Consider the following 18707-nt stretch of genomic DNA (forward strand, 5'->3'; position numbering starts at 1 on the left):
CTAGTAAGCATTGTATTTTTTCCTATGGTTTCGCCATCTTGATGCACAGCATTAGCAACTCTTACAACATCTGTTGCAATAGCAGCTGGTTTTGCTATTTTACCAACAGAGTTTAACACTCGACCTGTTCCTTCCAGTGCTTTCTGTGTTTTCGTTCCTCCAGAGATTGGGGTATGAGGATCTGCAAATTTTGAGATTTTTAAATTTATATTAAAATGAGGTCTCAGGCTATTTGCATGTGCTTTATCAACACGAATAACCCATTCACCTACAGGTTTTCCAGTTTTAGCACTTATTCTTCCGATATGTATATCTCTTAATCCTGTCACTGTAGAACCACGAGATGGCTCTATTTTATATCTTTGATTCAAACCAAAATTAAATCCCTTTAGTACATTTCCGCCCCACCAGGTTCCTTTATCCGGTAAAGAACTTCTCCTAGTTGGTGGATCTCCAACTTCTAGACCATATTCATCAATAAATCTGATGGGGTTATTAAGTGTGAAACAATAGCTATAAACATTTGGATACTTTTCCGTCATGGGATCCACCCCATACCAAATACTAACCACAGGGTTCATATACCTTGCACCATAATAGTACAAGCCTGTCTCTTCATCGAACTGTTTGCCATTGAACTTATACGGCAGGTCTTCGGAGCTACTATGCTCATCAACCAACAACTCACCGTATGGTAAGTAGGCATCATACTGTGTGATGTTGGCTTTTTCGTCTGTGATATAAGATGTACTACCTAAGTGGTCACTGTGATAGAAGAAGGTTTCCTCCTTCGTTGTGTCGTTTGGAATATAGCCATAACCAGCCTGCGGGTCATCAGGGTTGCTCGGGTCATTCCAGCTTACAGGTGGACCGGGGTTGGTATTCGGTGTGGTGTTGGGGCGTGGAGTCTGAATCCAACCCTGTGGCACATCGTGGTTACCGAGTGTGTCAATGATAGAGTTATATCCTCGTTTTGTATTCTCCGGATCCACCATACGCCCCCTTCATTGTAGGAACACCAGGAGCAATGCCCTGCTGCTTATAGTATGCCTCTTTCTGCTTCTGTATCTGATTCATGCGTTCAGCATAATCCTGCTGACCAGCGGTTACATATGAGCCGTTACGCCCATAGACATTATTGAACAGACCTGTTCCTATTCTTGAAGCAACTCGTTTGTCACCAAGGAAGTAATGCTTCGTAAATCTGTTCTTGTTGACAGAGAGGATACTTGCAGGATAAAGTGTAAAGTTGTCCGTCTCGTGGAAGGTAATACCCTGCGGTGCTCCATTGATATACACACCCTCCATCGTACCGTAACTCTTCATGATACGCTCACCAGCAGCATTGTAAGTGTAACGGCTTGTCTTGCTGTTGTCAGAGAGTACCATCAGGCGATTGTCTTCATCCCAGTACATCTCTCGGGTAGTGTTCGTAGAGTCATTCGTTACCAGCGTTGGATTACCGTTGGCATCATACGTGTAATGGTCGTGACCAATCTGCGTTGGAGCCGTTGGATGGTTACTGTCCTCATATTTATAAGCAAAGTTATAAGACTTAGCAGTTGTCGTTGAGTCCACCTTCTGCACCTTAGTGAGCGGTTCACTCATCCGGCCGAACGACATTACCATATCGTAACTTGCACTTTTTGCCTTACCGTTTGCATGAATAAGGCGGTTTAGCTCGTCATATTCATACGTATGCGAACTCTTTCCTCCCAGCTTCGCCTTGTTGAGTTTCGTCAGCGACGTTGGGTTGGCAGCATTCGTGATACCGAGGATATTATCCACAGCATCATAACGGTACCTGTTTTCCATCACAGTCTGACCATCCGCTGTAAGGTTCATTACCTGCAGACGCTCACGCTGCTTGTCGTAGGTATAGGTAGTCTCCGTGCCATTACCAAGTTTCGTATAGACCGTATGACCCTCCTTGTCGTAACCTATCCTGTCAACAATAACGCTCTGACGTCCCTGTTTATTGCTCGTCATACGCTCTACCTGTCCTGCTGCATTGTAGTGATAAGTCACCACTTCACCATCAGGATAAGTCTTCGTCTGCACGCGGTTCCAGCTGTCATACGTAGCACCATAGACATAAGTTCTGATATCCGCCACACTCGCCATGACCGTACGAACGGTCTTCGTCACCTCACCCTGTCTGCCGTAGTAATACGCTTCGCCTCCACTCGCATCCTCAACGAGGGCAAGACGACCGGCACGATTATACTTATCGCCAGCCTTACCATAGGTATATGTAACACGATTGAAGAGGTTTTCTGGATAAAGCACCTCATGGAGTCGCTCGAAATCGTAGGTGTAAGAGATATAACCCTTGTCAGATATCGACTTCCTAAGTTCTGCCGTGAGCTTCGTCAGGAGGTTGCCTGCCGCATCATAGGTCATATTCGTTTCACCCGCATCAGGATAGTTCACCATCAGTTTGCGACCAAGCAAGTCGTATGCATACCAACTGCAAATATACAACTTTATTTTGTAAATGAGTCTTTAGATCATGGGAAAACGGGGAAGGATAGGGTGCGTTGTGCGCGTAAATGTAACCAAGAAAAAAGCATCAAAACCCCTAATTAAGTTTAATTTCTAGTTGCTGTCACTTTTAACACTTCGCGTAATGGGTTTATATTCAGGATATTAAAGACATAAAAGGAGTGACAGAAATGACAGCAAAAACGGAAATGGTATACGGTAGGATTTTGTCCTTGGGTGGGAAAGGGGGAACTAATAGTTATAAGATACGCCTGTTCATAGTAAAACGTTCCAGCGCAGATCCTTGTAAGATTATCCATCTCGATGTATATCACCGCACCATTACAGACTAATCTGAAATATATTTACAGTGATTTGAAGCTGCATGTCCACAAAATCTGGAGTTATGCAAAGCATTCGGACTTGTATGCCATTCTCTATCAAAGACTTATAAATGCCTTTCTAAAAGGTGCCCTTTTACGCTGCAAAAGGGCGTCTTTCACACCTCAAAAGAGCACCTTTTACTCTACAAAAGGGCATCTTTTACTTTATAAAAAAACACCTACTATTCTCAATGTATGAATCTTTATTACGCCCCTTCTTATGCCCTTTTCCCTTTCATAACAAGCGAGTATCTCTCCCACTACATTATTATAACAACACCATAAAAACAAACCACCTTTCAATTTTCCTGTCACTCCTGTCACTCCTTCCAACATCACAACGAATTGATAACAAGCCGCTTACACGAAATGTTAAAAGTGACAGCAACTAAAAACAAAACTATATTAGGGGTTTAGAGTAACTATAGAACATGTAATACCAAAGACTGTATCCGAAGAAATATGTATCTTTCCTCATGATTCTAGGCGTTCTTTACATTGAAACAAAGGAAACAAAAAGACTGAACCCCTGTTGAGGAGTTCAGCCTTAAATTATATCTAACAAATTTACCAAGCAGGAACTATAGATTTGATAAACGAAGTATCAAATTGTTCCAAGGTATCTTTTTTCCTTTTATATATAAGTTTCTCGTTACATTTTTTTAAGCTGCCTAGACAAAAGGTATTACTATCTAATGATAGTACTAAATCTCTAGTACAATTATTATTTAAATCTTTTAGATATAAAGAATCCTTGTGAACCCTATATCGTAAATAAATAACAGTATCTGTCAGGCAATCAAATATGGCTGTAGAATCTTTATAAAAAGACAAATTTATGTATGCAATCGGTTTAACATCTTTACTAACTAGTTCCCAGCATCCTGTTATTGCTTGAGGATCAATTTCTGTCTTCGATTTACAAGAAAAAAACAGGAACAAGGATAATGTTAAAGAAATTAAGATATAAAATTTAATCCGAAACATGCCCAAGATAAGCTTTTCCATCTTTGAAATTTAATTTATTAATATTCAATTGATCAATATCTTTTTGTGTTACCTTTCGTTTTGCAGGGTCTAATGTGCCCCCTTTTGAACCAGGCTTGGCTTGAGGATTATATTGGTAGCTCTTATCAACAAATGTCCCACGAGGAGCCATTATATTAGGTTGCCCCTTACCACGAAGGTCTCTTTCCGTATGTTTTAAGCCTAAACTATGTCCAAACTCATGAGCCTCTGTAAGTGTACCTGGCCCTTTTATATTATCAAGTTGAAATTCTCCAACATTCCCTCCTATATCCATATAAGAGACACCCTCAATGGATCCTCCTGTAGCATATTTAACAACTTCTACGTAATTTATCTCTGGATTAGTATTGTTAGCTTTCTCTATATCTAAAGCAACTCCTTTTAGGCCTAGCCAACCACCAGTGTCTCTATATTCTCCTTTTATTTGGAAAACGACATTATACGTAGTTTTTCCTATAGTAACTTTTCCTTGAGCTGCATTCCAACTATTTTGTATATCTGCTGCTGTTTGAGATGCAATAACAGTAGAAGCACATTCTCCGTAGAAAACAAGTGTTGCACTTATAACGATAGTCTTTGTTCGACTATTTATTGTAACCTTCGCGGATTTTCCATTTGGATCTTTGAAAAAAAGAGGATTATAAAATACATAATTATAAGATGTAATACCAGGATATTTCTCTTTCAATGGATCTACCCCATACCAAATACTTGCCATAGGATTCATGTACCTTGCACCATAATAATACAAGCCAGTTTCCTCATCGAACTGTTTGCCATTGAACTTATACGGCAGTTCTTCACTGCTACTATGTTCGTCAACTAACAGTTCACCATATGGCAGGTAGGCATCATACTGTGTGATGTTGGCTTTTTCGTCTGTAATATAAGATGTACTACCGAGGTGGTCACTGTGATAGAAGAAGGTCTCCTCTTTCGTAGTGTCATTTGGAATATAGCCATAACCAGCCTGTGGGTCATCAGGATTGCTTGGGTCATTCCAGCTTACAGGTGGACCGGGGTTAGTATTCGGTGTGGTGTTCGGCTTCGGAGTCTGAATCCAACCCTGTGGCACATCATGGTTACCGAGTGTGTCAATGATAGAGTTATACCCTCGTTTTGTATTCTCTGGATCACCATACGCACCCTTCATTGTAGGTACACCAGGGGCAATGCCCTGCTGCTTATAGTATGCTTCCTTCTGACGTTGTATTTGGTTCATACGTTCAGCATAGTCCTGCTGACCAGCTGTTACGTATGAGCCGTTACGCCCATAGACGTTATTAAACAGACCTGTTCCTATCCTTGAAGCAACTCGTTTGTCACCAATGAAGTAATGCTTTGTAAAGCGATTCTTGTTTACAGAGAGGATACTTGCAGGATAAAGTGTGAAGTTGTCCGTCTCGTGGAATGTGATACCCTGTGGCGCACCATTGATATACACACCTTCCATCGTTCCGTAGCTCTTCGTGATACGCTCACCAGCAGCGTTGTAAGTATAACGACTCGTCTTCCCGTTGTCCGACAGCACCATCAGCTGGTTCTCCTCGTCCCAGTACAGTTCTCTCGTCTCATTCGTCGAGTCATTCACCACTCGGATAGGTGTATCTTTAATCACTTTACTTTTTAAAGTTCAAAATTTCTTTAGTACAAACCATATATGTAGAATCATTTTTTAAGATTATATAATAGTTTAACTTTTCATTTTCTTTTTGATTCTTTTTAAAAATCACAGAATATTTACCATTTAGAATACTTTTAGATACTTCTATCTGAATGGAATCTGGATTAACACTAATTATTTTCCAGATTCCTTTAGCCTCTTTTTCTAGTCTATCTAATTCTTTATAATTTCCTTTTACATCATCATTGGCTGTTACTATAACAGGAAGACTAATCTTTTGTTTAGTAATGAAAATATTGTTTTCTAAAGGATGAAAATCCGTTTGACGACAGAAATACGATTTGCTAAAATCTATATTACATACACCTTGCAAATTATCATACAGAGGAGTATGCTTTTTGATCATAGTAAAAATACAAAAGATTGCTATTATAACAATCACTGTTAAGAAAGCACGCTTTTTACCTTTTAATAAAAGGTTTGTAAGTCTTATTTGTCCTATCATATCTCCCAGATTTTGATAAAATATTTTGTCCTATTTTGTCAATGTTTTTATCTTTTGTTGTATTTTCTCCTTGAAAAACATAATTTAGAATTGCGCCCATCTTATTAGTGTCCTTTCTGTAATTATCGGGAATTGAATTCATTTGGCTATTTACCGCTCTTATTGCTTTTCTGAAAGAGGCCATTTGATCGTCAAATGCATTACTATCCCAAAAGGTCGAAAGTGTCATATATGTATCTACCGCATAATTTGCAAAGTCTAGTATGGCAATCGCTCCAACAGCCTTAGCTGATCCTCTTACAGGCATAGGGTCAAAACTATGGAATCTTCTATCTTCTTGGCCAGTAGATTTCGCAATTGGTCTCCTGATTCTTACATTCCCATCTTTTGGGTCTATACCAGCTGGTTTACGCCCTATGGTGAAACTTTTATGTGCATAATTGTCAACAGAAATTTTTCCGATTTCTGTGTTTATACCAAGTTCTCCTGGTCTCCAATTAGCAGGATTATTATTAGCTCTTTTGAAATTGGATTGCATAGTTTTGCTAAAATTTTCTATTCTTATTCCAAACACCCCATTACCACGGTATTCAATGAGTGATCCTCGTTCCCATGGCCAGGACCAATTACCATTCGGATCTATTAATCTCACAGGATTATCCAAGGTATATACATATCCACCTGTGGCGACATATTTCTCTGCTAGCGGATCCACACCATACCATAAACTCGTGATTGGATTCAAGTACCTTGCACCATAATAATACAAGCCAGTTTCTTCATCGAATTGTTTGCCGTTGAACTTGTATGGTAGGTCTTCACTCGATGAGTGTTCGTCTACAAGGAGTTCACCGTATGGCAAGTAGGCATCATACTGTGTGATGTTGGCTTTATCGTCTGCAATGTAAGACGTGCTACCGAGGTGATCACTGTGATAGAAGAAGGTTTCTTCTTTTGTGGTATCATTAGGGATATATCCATAACCAGCCTGTGGGTCATCAGGGTTGCTCGGGTCATTCCAGCTTACAGGTGGACCGGGGTTAGTATTCGGTGTGGTGTTCGGCTTCGGAGTCTGAATCCACCCCTGTGGCACATCATGGTTGCCGAGTGTGTCAATGATAGAGTTATATCCTCGTTTTGTGTTCTCGGGGTCACCATACGCACCCTTCATTGTAGGTACACCAGGGGCAATGCCCTGCTGTTTATAGTATGCCTCTTTCTGCTTCTGTATCTGATTCATGCGTTCAGCATAGTCCTGCTGACCAGCGGTTACGTATGAGCCGTTACGCCCATAGACATTATTGAACAGACCCGTTCCTATCCTTGAAGCAACTCGTTTGTCACCAATAAAGTAATGCTTTGTAAAGCGATTCTTGTTTACAGAGAGGATACTTGCAGGATAAAGCGTGAAGTTGTCCGTCTCGTGGAAAGTAATACCCTGTGGCGCGCCGTTGATATACACACCTTCCATCGTTCCGTAACTCTTCATGATGCGTTCACCAGCAGCGTTGTAAGTGTAACGGCTTGTCTTGCCATTATCAGAGAGTACCATCAGACGATTGTTTTCATCCCAGTACATCTCTCGAGTAGTGTTCGTAGAGTCGTTTGTCACCAGCACAGGATTACCGTTGGCATCATACGTGTAATGGTCGTGACCAATCTGTGTTGGAGCCGTCGGATGGTTACTGTCCTCATACTTATAAGCAAAGTTATAAGACTTAGCAGTTGTCGTTGAGTCCACCTTCTGCACCTTAGTGAGTGGCTCACTCATCCGTCCGAACGACATCACCATATCATAACTTGCACTTTTTGCCTTACCGCTGGCGTGAATAAGGCGGTTCAGTTCATCATACTCATACGTATGCAAACTCCTTCCTCCTAACTTCGCCTTGTTGAGTTTCGTCAGCGACGTTGGGTTGGCAGCATTCGTAATACCGAGGATATTATCCACAGCATCATAGCGATACCTGTTCTCCATCACAGTCTGACCATCCGCTGTAAGGTTCATCACCTGCAGACGTTCACGCTGCTTGTCGTAGGTATAGGTTGTCTCCGTGCCATTACCAAGCTTTGTATAGACCGTATGACCCTCTTTGTCGTAACCTATCCTGTCAACAATAACGCTCTGACGTCCCTGTTTATTGCTCGTCATACTCTCCACCTGTCCTGCAGCATTGTAGTGATAAGTCACCACTTCACCGTCAGGATAAGTCATCTTCTGCACCCGGTTCCAACTGTCATAGGTAGCACCATAGACATAAGTCCTGATATCCGTCACGCTCGCCATGACTGTACGTACAGTCTTCGTCACCTCACCCTGACGACCATAGTAATAGGCTTCACCGCCACTCGCATCCTCTACAAGAGCAAGAACAAAAGGGCAAAAATAAGCTTCATTTCTTACTTCCATGATAACCTTTCATATAGAGTCTCATGCAAAGTACTGAGAGCAAGCCTAATGAAAGAATTCCCAACCTAACATATATATCCTCCTTTTCATCATAAAAAAGTGTATCATTCCATTTATTATGGTATAAAATTTTATTTAGATTCCCGTCATTTATATCCTTCCTACTTACTGTGACAGTGTATTCCTTACTCATATAACGTACTATGATATATGAAGTTATATTTATAGCACCACTATGTTCTGACACTATTTTATATGACTTAATTGGACCCGATTTAATTGCTTGAGTATCGTAATAAACAACTATAATACTGTAGAATAAATATATAATACAGCCAGAGATCATCAATAGAAGATATCTACGAACTTGTTTGTATTCCATTTTATTGACCACCATAATCTTTAGGTAATTGTGATTGTACTTTCTTTCCAACTTCTTTTTTTACCGTCTCTACCCCTGTTGTAAATGAAACCAAAGTCCCATATAATGCTCTCGCTTCTCTCATTGCTGATTTAGCATTTCTAATTAATTTCATGTTAGGAGTTCTACGTAACTGTAATTTTTCTAATTTATGTAAAGCAACACTATAGTTATGCCTAGCCTCTGCTGTTGCTTTTTTTAGATAGCTTGACGGGAGAATATGTCCAACTCCTTTGCTTATAAGAGTTTCTGCTATGATGGACTTCACAGACATTTCTTCTTTATTTATAACTCTCCCTACAACATTTTCGAGACCTTCCAATAAGAAGCCAATCCCCTCTTTAGCTATAAACTTTGCTACAGGGTTTTTAATAATCTTCAAAATGCTTGAAATGCCATTATTGATGGCACCCTTCCGCTGCACCTGTTGCAATACCCCATGTGATGCTCAAATAATCTCTCCCCTCTAATTCTTTATTTGCATTGATGAAAGAGTTTATAGAGACCTTATCCATCTTATCCATGATAATCGTTAAATATTGCGATAATCCACCAGCAACCCCTCCGATAATAACACCATCAATCCCTATTTTTCCATCTTTGTCATAGTATCTAATAGGATTATCAGAGCAATAGACATAACTAAGTAACGTTGGCTTTGTGAGGCTCATTGGATCCACCCCATACCAAATACTTGACATAGGATTCAAGTACCTTGCACCATAATAGTATAGACCAGTCTCTTCATCAAACTGTTTGCCATTGAACTTATACGGCAGGTCTTCACTACTGCTATGCTCGTCAACCAACAGCTCACCATACGGTAAGTAGGCATCATACTGTGTAATGTTGGCATGGTCATCTGTGATGTAAGACGTGCTGCCGAGGTGGTCACTATGATAGAAGAAGGTTTCCTCTTTCGTAGTGTCGTTTGGAATGTAACCATAACCTGCCTGCGGATCATCAGGGTTGCTCGGGTCATTCCAACTTACAGGTGGACCGGGGGTAGTATTCGGTGTGGTGTTCGGCTTCGGAGTCTGAATCCAACCCTGTGGCACATCATGGTTGCCGAGTGTGTCAATGATAGAGTTATATCCTCGTTTTGTATTCTCTGGGTCACCATACGCGCCCTTCATTGTAGGTACACCAGGAGCAATGCCCTGCTGCTTATAATACGCTTCCTTCTGACGTTGGATTTGGTTCATACGTTCAGCATAATCCTGCTGACCAGCTGTTACGTAAGAGCCATTACGCCCATAGACATTATTGAACAGACCTGTTCCTATCCTTGAAGCAACTCGTTTGTCACCAAGGAAGTAATGCTTTGTAAAGCGGTTCTTGTTAATGCTGATTATTGAAGCTGGATAAAGCGTAAAGTTATCTGTTTCATGGAATGTAATACCTTGCGGTGCACCATTGATATAAACACCCTCCATCGTGCCATAACTCTTCATGATGCGTTCGCTGGCAGCGTTGTAAGTGTAACGACTTGTCTTGCCGTTGTCAGAGAGTACCATCAGGCGGTTATCTTCATCCCAATACATCTCACGAGTAGTATTCGTAGAGTCGTTCGTTACCAGTGTTGGATTACCGTTGGCATCGTAGGTGTAATGGTCATGACCAATCTGCGTCGGAGCCGTCGGATGGTTACTGTCCTCATACTTATAAGCAAAGTTATAAGACTTGGCAGTTGTCGTTGAGTCCACCTTCTGTACCTTCGTCAGCGGTTCACTCATCCGTCCGAACGACATCACCATATCATACGATGCACGCTTTGCCTTACCGCTTGCGTGAACAAGGCGGTTCAGCTCGTCATATTCATACGTATGCGAACTCCTTCCTCCTAACTTCGCCCTATTGAGTTTCGTCAGCGACGTTGGGTTGGCGGCATTCGTAATACCGAGGATATTATCCACAGCATCATAACGATACTTGTTTTCCATCACAGTCTGACCATCCACTGTAAGGTTCATCACCTGCAGACGTTCACGCTGCTTGTCGTAGGTATAGGTAGTCTCCGTGCCATTACCAAGTTTCGTATAGACCGTATGACCCTCTTTGTCGTAACCTATCCTGTCTACTATAACGCTCTCACGTCCTCCCTTATTGCTTGAAAGACCATCTATTTGTCCTGCCGCATTGTAGTGATAGATCACCACCTCACCGTCAGGATAAGTCATCGTCCGCACACGGTTCCAACTGTCGTAGGTAGCACCGTAGACATAAGTCCTAATATCTGCCACACTCGCTATTGTTGAATTTCGCTTGAATGAGAATAACTAAGACTATGAAGGGAATCTCTATATCATTGTGACGAACTTTTAATAATAGCTTTGTCCCTTAGTCTCCATATTTTTTAAATATAATAACAACAAGATAACCATTATACCTAAGCCTACAATTGCAAATCTCCAAAAGCCATTCCCATCTCCTTCATAAAAATATAGTTAAAGCATTTATTATAAAAAAACTTTTTATGCAGCTTATGATGATTTAAATCTTCTTCAGTTACTGGTACTGTATAATTCTGCCCAGCATAATTTATGGTAATTGTTGCAGATACATCAACATTACCAGGATTCACTTCTAAAATTTTGTAAGAATTATCTGGGATTCTTACTGAGTAATGCTTGTTAGTTAATAATGCAGCACAACTATACGAAAACCATGCGATACAGAAAAAGGATACTATCCAAACATACCTAATTAAGATTCTACTTTTGTATTTATTTATCGCCATATTCTTTGGGTAATAGCTCTACGGCTTTACGAGTTATCTGTTTATGCGTTGTCTTTAATCCTGTTAGAAATCCAGAAAGGAGACCATAGTTTAGCTTGGCTTCTTTTAGGCCAGCTAAAGCTTTACTTACTAGTTTTGCATTAGGAGATCTTCTACTCTGATAATCTTTAAGAGCCTTCAAGGCTCTCTGATAGTTCTGTCTTGCCCCTATAGTAGCTTTTTTTATATAAGCAATAGGAAGAATGTGTCCAAATCCCTTACTTATTAGTGTTTGTGCTACTATTGCTTTTACATCAATACTCTTACCTGTAATCATTTTTGAAATAGCACTTTCTACTCCTTCAAGTATAATTCCTATACCTTCCTTGAGAATCCACTTAGCAATAGGATTTCTCACAATCTTTACCATGGTTGAAATTCCATTATCCAATGCTCCGCTTATAGCACCTGTTCCTACATTATATGCAATGCTTACACCGTCTTTCCATGTTAAACTCTTGTTAGCTTTAACAAATGAACTTATAGAAAGGTTATCCATTTTCTGGAACATTATAGAAAGGTATTCTGATGCACCACCAGCAACCCCTCCGATAATAACGCCATCAATCCCTATTTTTCCATTTTTGTCATAGTATCTAATAGGATTATCAGAGCAATAGACATAACTAAGTAACGTTGGCTTTGTGAGGCTCATTGGATCCACCCCATACCAAATACTTGCCACAGGATTCATATACCTTGCACCATAATAGTACAAGCCTGTCTCTTCATCGAACTGCTTACCGTTGAACTTATACGGCAGGTCTTCACTGCTGCTGTGCTCGTCAACTAACAGTTCACCGTATGGTAGGTAAGCATCATACTGCGTGATATTGGCTTTATCATCAGTAATGTAAGACGTACTGCCGAGATGGTCACTGTGATAGAAGAAGGTTTCCTCACGTGTTGTGTCATTTGGAATATAGCCATAACCAGCCTGCGGGTCATCAGGGTTGCTCGGGTCATTCCAGCTTACAGGTGGACCAGGGTTGGTATTCGGGGTCGTGTTAGGACGTGGAGTCTGAATCCAACCCTGTGGCACATCATGGTTACCGAGTTCTGTAAGGACAGCATTATAACCAACACCAGTGTTCTCCGGATCACCATACGCGCCCTTTTCTGTCGGTACACCAGGAGCTACACCCACCTTCTTATAGTACGCCTCCTTCTGTGTCTGAATCTGATTCATACGTTCAGCATAATCCTGCTGACCAGCGGTTACGTATGAGCCGTTGCGTCCGTAAACGTTGTTAAACAGACCTGTTCCTATCCTTGAAGCAACTCGTTTGTCACCAATGCAGTAATGCTTTGTAAAGCGATTCTTGTTAATCCTGATTATCGAAGCTGGATAAAGCACCTCACGAAGTCGTTCGAAGTCATAGATGTAAGAGATTCATCATTCCATAAATATAGTTAATATTAAATTATATAATTTAGTATAATTATTTACTCTCAATCAGAAACCTAGAAGTCTAATAACCAATAATCTGATTTAGGGTTCATGTTACGAGACAATTGAACTTCTAAATTTGTTTTTGACTGGAAGATACCTTTTTCATCAACACTATAGATATTTTGTTCATAACATTGAATTATTGTCTTTAGCCAACTTTCTATGGAGTCATATATCATGATAGGAGCATCAGATAATAAGACCTGAGGACTATAATAAAATAGAGCTTTATATGTCTCTCTGCTTGAATCAAGGTCTATGAGGATAGGATCTTCATAAACCCCATCAAAAATAAATGGATACATACGTTCATCATCGGCATAAGATGCTTGCATTATTTTATTTTGAGTCATTATATCTCTCGATAAAGAATATGCGGCATAATTGCCCATAGAAGAAAGTTTATTTGGTTTTCTTCACCTTCACTTAAATCTAGAAGGAGTTCATGAGCACATCCTGTCTTCCACAGGTATAAATCTAAAAGTTCTGGGCAACATTCGAGTTCTAAGAGTCTAAACGCACTCTCTATACTTTGTTTGTCTTTCCAATTAAAGTCCCAATCCATTTCATTCAATATTGGATTATGAGCTTGGATAAGTTGTCTTTCCAGTTTTTTGATAAGATCGTTCATCTTTAAAATTATCTAATTTGTGGTTGTCTACTATCATATTCATTCATATAACGTGTCGTTGGTGGAATAAGTAGGAACGTGGATCTCTGTACCGTACTTCCAATAGCCTCTAAAGCACTTGAGAAAATTTTTCCTAAGACAATTGCTCCAAAAACCTTATTCACATTTTTAGATTCGGGCTGTCTACGTAAATAAGGCATAGCTTGAGGAACTAGTCTTGGTTTTTCTCCTTGTTTTTTAGGAACCAGGACTACTTGTATTATATCACCAGTTTTCAAATGGTTGAACCTTATAAATGCCCCCAAATACCCTCCATGACTCCTGTTCTCTATTAATGGTACATAGTTTACGGCAGCCCCTTTACCACCTTCCATTGTCGTCGCATATGGAAACTCATCTCTATCATAACCAATCTTGGGTGCTAATCCGCTATCTTTTAAAGATGCTTTTCTTCGTGTATTTCTATTGGATACGTTCGAATCATAAGTTAAACTTATTGAACTTCTATTGTGCATATACATCTTATGAGTCTTATACACGTTTGCCCATTTGCCTTGATAAACAAAAAAAGTAACTCTTTTAGGTCTATTAGAATCATTTCCTTCTGGTCGCTCGCCAAATTTATCAATAAAACTGATAGGATTATCTTTACAATATACATAAGAACCTAAAAACTTATACTTCTCTGCCAACGGATCCACCCCATACCAAATACTTGCCATAGGATTCAAGTACCTTGCACCATAGTAGTACAACCCTGTTTCTTCATCCAGCTCCTTGCCGTTGAACTTATACGGTATTTCCTCACTTGATGAGTGTTCATCCACAAGCAGTTCACCATACGGTAGGTATGCATCATACTGCGTGATGTTGGCTTTATCATCTGTGATGTAAGACGTACTACCTAAGTGGTCACTATGATAGAAGAAAGTTTCTTCACGTGTCGTGTCATTGGCAATGTAGCCGTAACCAGCCTGTGGGTCATCAGGGTTACTCGGGTCATTCCAACTTACAGGTGGACCGGGGTTGGTATTCGGTGTGGTGTTGGGGCGTGGAATCTGAATCCAACCCTGTGGCACATCATGGTTGCCGAGTGTGTCAATGATAGAGTTATACCCTCGCTTTGTGTTCTCCGGGTCACCATACGCACCCTTCATTGTAGGTACACCAGGGGCAATGCCCTGCTGCTTATAGTATGCCTCTTTCTGCTTCTGAATCTGATTCATACGCTCTGCATAGTCCTGCTGACCTGCAGTTACATATGAGCCGTTGCGTCCATAGACGTTGTTAAACAGACCCGTTCCTATCCTTGAAGCAACTCGTTTGTCACCAATGAAGTAATGCTTTGTAAAGCGATTCTTGTTTACAGAGAGGATACTTGCTGGGTAGAGCGTGAAGTTGTCCGTCTCGTGGAAGGTGATACCCTGTGGTGCACCGTTAATATACACACCCTCCATCGTACCGTAACTCTTCATAATACGTTCACCAGCTGCGTTGTAAGTGTAACGACTTGTCTTGCCGTTATCAGAGAGTACCATGAGTCGATTGTCCTCATCCCAGTACATCTCTCGGGTAGTGTTCGCCGAATCGTTCGTTACCAGCGTAGGATTACCATTGGCATCATACGTGTAATGGTCGTGACCAATCTGTGTTGGAGCCGTCGGATGGTTACTGTCCTCATACTTATAAGCAAAGTTATAAGACTTAGCAGTTGTCGTTGAGTCCACTTTCTGAACTTTTGTCAGTGGCTCGCTCATCTTCCCGAAGGTCATCGCCATGTCGTAGGGGGCGTTCTTCGCCTTGCCTGTAGCATGAATCAGTCGGTTTAACGCCTAATAGATATAAATGCGTATTAGTCTTTCTCCAAGAGTAGTTTCTTTACCTTGTACTTTACTTTGGTTCTTCTTCATTTTTTAGTTTCCCTGTGGAATCTGTCTGATAATATTTGACACCATACACTCTTCCCATTCCCATGTGCAAGACTCTATATCGAGTGTCGGGTGCCAATACGGCACGCTTTGGATTATTTACAACCGTATCAATGTTAGGAAAGCATGCCTCCACTTGATATTTCGAAGAAATATTATTTAGATCAAGTGTGTCAATTCCTTTTTCTTTCTTTTTTTCTTTTAACTCTATATCATAGGAATAAAATAATTCTTTTTCGCCATCAGGCTCAATATAAAAACTTAACATATCATACACGTAGAAAGTCTGTTTCTCTTCGTCAAACGTGAAATCATGATTGTCGCATGCACAAAGTGTAAACACTATTGTTACCAATATTATTCTATTTTTTATTGCTTGTATGTTTTTTGAATTCATTCCACCATTTATTGATTTGTTCGATTTTGTCTTTCTCCTTCAGTTTGTCATTCTTAAACAAATTCCCGATAGATGCTTTGAAGTGTGTCGTAACGAATTCGCGGAAAGCGTCATATGTTTTAGTCCCTTGCTGAGCCTCTATTTCGCGAGGAGCATCGTCGTGGTTGCCAGCCTTAATATAACCTGCTATTGTTTTAAGCAAATATTTTGTCAGACCCTTATCGCGCGCAATCTGCTTAGTGTGTACCACCTCGTGCGAGAATTGGCGGAACCAGACGTCATAATCCTGCCCAGCTCTGCTATTATCAAGATAATATGGCGACACAAGGATTCGTGCATTATTGGGAGAGCCGCCAATTGTAATGCTATTGCCTTCGGGTTGAGAAATGAATTCTTCAAGCCTTGCATTCTTCACATACGTAATGGGAACGTTCGCTACCAAAGACAATAAGTGAGCGGCTGATTCCCTAAAGGTATAGTATGTTACTTCATGGGGTATCCTCATTAACGTATTGGCGGAGCCTACTGCTTGGTACAGAACAACGGTTTCGACATGTTTTACAACAATGCCCTTAGGGAACATTCCCATAACATCAATATTCGCAATTGGACTCCCGTTACAATATGTATACGAACCTACCGACACATACTTTTCTGTTAAATTATCCACCCCATACCACAAACTTATGATTGGGTCCATGTATCTTGCACCGTAATAGTACAGACCTGTCTCATCATCGAACTGTTTACCATTGAACTTATACGGTAGGTCCTCACTACTGCTATGCTCGTCAACTAACAGTTCACCGTATGGTAGGTAAGCATCATACTGGGTGATGTTGGCTTTGTCATCTGTGATATAAGACGTTGAGCCGAGGTGGTCACTATGATAGAAGAAGGTCTCTTCCTTTGTGGTGTCGTTTGGAATATATCCATAACCAGCCTGCGGGTCATCAGGGTTGCTTGGGTCATTCCAGCTTACAGGTGGACCGGGGTTAGTATTCGGTGTGGTGTTGGGGCGTGGAGTTTGAATCCACCCCTGTGGCACATCGTGGTTACCGAGTGTGTCAATGATAGAGTTATACCCTCGTTTTGTATTCTCGGGGTCACCATACGCACCCTTCATTGTAGGTACACCAGGGGCAATGCCCTGCTGCTTATAGTATGCTTCCTTCTGACGTTGTATTTGGTTCATACGTTCAGCATAATCCTGCTGACCAGCAGTAACGTATGAGCCGTTACGTCCATAGACGTTATTGAACAAGCCTGTTCCTAGCCTTGAAGCAGCTCGTTTGTCACCAAGGAAGTAATGCTTCGTGAAGCGGTTCTTGTTGACAGAGAGGATACTTGCAGGATAAAGTGTGAAGTTGTCCGTCTCGTGGAAAGTAATACCCTGCGGTGCTCCATTGATATACACACCCTCCATCGTACCGTAACTCTTCATGATGCGTTCGCCAGCAGCGTTATAAGTATAGCGTGAGGTTTTGCCATTATCGCTTAAGACCATCAGGCGGTTGTCCTCGTCCCAGTACATCTCACGGGTCGTGTTGGTTGAGTCGTTCGTTACCAGCGTTGGATTACCGTTGGCATCGTAGGTGTAATGGTCATGACCAATCTGCGTTGGAGCCGTCGGGTGGTTGCTGTCCTCATACTTATAAGCAAAGTTATAAGACTTGGCGGTTGTTGTTGAGTCCACTTTCTGTACCTTAGTGAGCGGTTCACTCATCCGTCCGAACGACATCACCATATCATACGATGCACGCTTTGCCTTACCGTTTGCGTGGACAAGGCGGTTCAGTTCATCATACTCATACGTATGCGAACTCCTTCCTCCTAACTTCGCCTTGTTGAGTTTCGTCAGCGACGTTGGGTTGGCAGCATTCGTAATACCGAGGATATTATCCACAGCATCATAGCGATACTTGTTTTCCATCACAGTCTGACCATCCGCTGTAAGGTTCATCACCTGCAGACGTTCACGCTGCTTGTCGTAGGTATAGGTTGTCTCCGTGCCATTACCAAGTTTCGTATAGACCGTATGACCCTCCTTGTCGTAACCTATCCTGTCAACTATAACGCTCTGACGTCCCTGTTTATTGCTCGTAAGACACTCAACCTGTCCGGCAGCATTGTAGTGATAAGTTACCACTTCACCGTCAGGATAAGTCATTGTCTGTACACGATTCCAGCTGTCATAGGTAGCACCATAGACATAAGTCCTAATATCTGCTACGCTCGCCATGACTGTACGGACAGTTTTCGTCACCTCACCCTGTCGACCATAGTAATAGGCTTCACCGCCCGAAGCATTCTCTACAAGAGCAAGAACAAAAGGGCAAAAATAAGCTTCATTTCTTACTTCCATGATAACCTTTCATATAGAGTCTCATGCAAAGTACTGAGAGCAGGCCTAATGAAAGAATTCCCAACCTAACATATATATCCTCTTTTTCATCATAAAAAAGTGTATCATTCCATTTATTATGGTATAAAATTTTATTTAGATTCCCGTCATTTATATCCTTCCTACTTACTGTGACAGTGTATTCCTTACTCATATAACGTACTATGATATATGAAGTTATATTTATAGCACCACTATGTTCTGACACTATTTTATATGACTTAATTGGACCCGATTTAATTGCTTGAGTATCGTAATA

10 protein-coding genes and 3 pseudogenes are annotated in these 18707 nt (G+C 41.0%); all 13 read right to left on the minus strand.

Features of this window, described 5'->3' with window-relative positions; all coding sequences use genetic code 11:
* Positions 1–464: 464 nt before the first annotated feature.
* Positions 465–2124 (minus strand): annotated as a pseudogene (locus J5A56_RS13460) (RHS repeat-associated core domain-containing protein); the annotation flags it as partial.
* A gap of 1716 nt (positions 2125–3840) precedes the next feature.
* Positions 3841–5514, minus strand: coding sequence for an RHS repeat-associated core domain-containing protein (locus J5A56_RS13465; RefSeq protein ID WP_249112138.1), 1674 nt, complete (start codon positions 5512–5514; stop codon positions 3841–3843).
* Between the two features lies 1 nt (position 5515).
* A complete protein-coding gene (locus J5A56_RS06480; protein WP_021673219.1) occupies positions 5516–6025 on the minus strand; it encodes a hypothetical protein in 510 nt (169 codons plus the stop codon).
* Complete coding sequence (locus J5A56_RS06485; protein WP_249112177.1) at positions 5982–8240, minus strand: RHS repeat-associated core domain-containing protein; 2259 nt, start codon at positions 8238–8240, stop codon at positions 5982–5984. The genes J5A56_RS06480 and J5A56_RS06485 overlap by 44 nt, the downstream gene beginning before the upstream one ends.
* A 578-nt stretch (positions 8241–8818) precedes the next feature.
* Positions 8819–9238 (minus strand): hypothetical protein, encoded by a 420-nt coding sequence (locus J5A56_RS06490; protein ID WP_211815570.1) that lies wholly within the window; start codon positions 9236–9238, stop codon positions 8819–8821.
* A gap of 208 nt (positions 9239–9446) precedes the next feature.
* Positions 9447–11108: pseudogene (locus J5A56_RS06495) on the minus strand (RHS repeat-associated core domain-containing protein); the annotation flags it as partial.
* A gap of 143 nt (positions 11109–11251) precedes the next feature.
* Positions 11252–11596 (minus strand): hypothetical protein, encoded by a 345-nt coding sequence (locus J5A56_RS06500; protein ID WP_211815571.1) that lies wholly within the window; start codon positions 11594–11596, stop codon positions 11252–11254.
* A gap of 613 nt (positions 11597–12209) precedes the next feature.
* Positions 12210–12989, minus strand: a pseudogene (locus tag J5A56_RS13925) (RHS repeat-associated core domain-containing protein); the annotation flags it as partial.
* Between the two features lie 110 nt (positions 12990–13099).
* Entirely contained in the window at positions 13100–13423 is a 324-nt protein-coding gene (locus J5A56_RS06510) for a hypothetical protein (protein WP_211815572.1), read from the minus strand.
* A gap of 17 nt (positions 13424–13440) precedes the next feature.
* Complete coding sequence (locus tag J5A56_RS06515; protein ID WP_211815573.1) at positions 13441–13719, minus strand: hypothetical protein; 279 nt, start codon at positions 13717–13719, stop codon at positions 13441–13443.
* A gap of 8 nt (positions 13720–13727) precedes the next feature.
* Positions 13728–15476, minus strand: a complete 1749-nt coding sequence (locus J5A56_RS06520) for an RHS repeat-associated core domain-containing protein (RefSeq protein WP_249112184.1) — start codon at positions 15474–15476, stop codon at positions 13728–13730.
* A gap of 133 nt (positions 15477–15609) precedes the next feature.
* Positions 15610–16044, minus strand: coding sequence for a hypothetical protein (locus J5A56_RS06525; protein WP_021670800.1), 435 nt, complete (start codon positions 16042–16044; stop codon positions 15610–15612).
* Positions 16010–18286, minus strand: coding sequence for an RHS repeat-associated core domain-containing protein (locus J5A56_RS06530; protein WP_211815595.1), 2277 nt, complete (start codon positions 18284–18286; stop codon positions 16010–16012). Before J5A56_RS06530 ends, J5A56_RS06525 begins: the two co-directional genes overlap by 35 nt.
* Positions 18287–18707: the final 421 nt, after the last annotated feature.

Source organism: Prevotella melaninogenica, from assembly GCF_018128065.1.
GTDB lineage: Bacteria > Bacteroidota > Bacteroidia > Bacteroidales > Bacteroidaceae > Prevotella.

Coding starts and splice junctions, on each gene's coding strand:
- J5A56_RS06480 (WP_021673219.1), bottom strand. CDS start 6,025: ATGATAGGACAAATAAGACTTACAAACCTTTTATTAAAAGGTAAAAAG.
- J5A56_RS06520 (WP_249112184.1), bottom strand. CDS start 15,476: ATGAGCGAGCCACTGACAAAAGTTCAGAAAGTGGACTCAACGACAACT.
- J5A56_RS06525 (WP_021670800.1), bottom strand. CDS start 16,044: ATGAATTCAAAAAACATACAAGCAATAAAAAATAGAATAATATTGGTA.
- J5A56_RS06530 (WP_211815595.1), bottom strand. CDS start 18,286: ATGGCGAGCGTAGCAGATATTAGGACTTATGTCTATGGTGCTACCTAT.
- J5A56_RS06510 (WP_211815572.1), bottom strand. CDS start 13,423: ATGCAAGCATCTTATGCCGATGATGAACGTATGTATCCATTTATTTTT.
- J5A56_RS06515 (WP_211815573.1), bottom strand. CDS start 13,719: ATGAACGATCTTATCAAAAAACTGGAAAGACAACTTATCCAAGCTCAT.
- J5A56_RS06500 (WP_211815571.1), bottom strand. CDS start 11,596: ATGGCGATAAATAAATACAAAAGTAGAATCTTAATTAGGTATGTTTGG.
- J5A56_RS06485 (WP_249112177.1), bottom strand. CDS start 8,240: ATGACTTATCCTGACGGTGAAGTGGTGACTTATCACTACAATGCTGCA.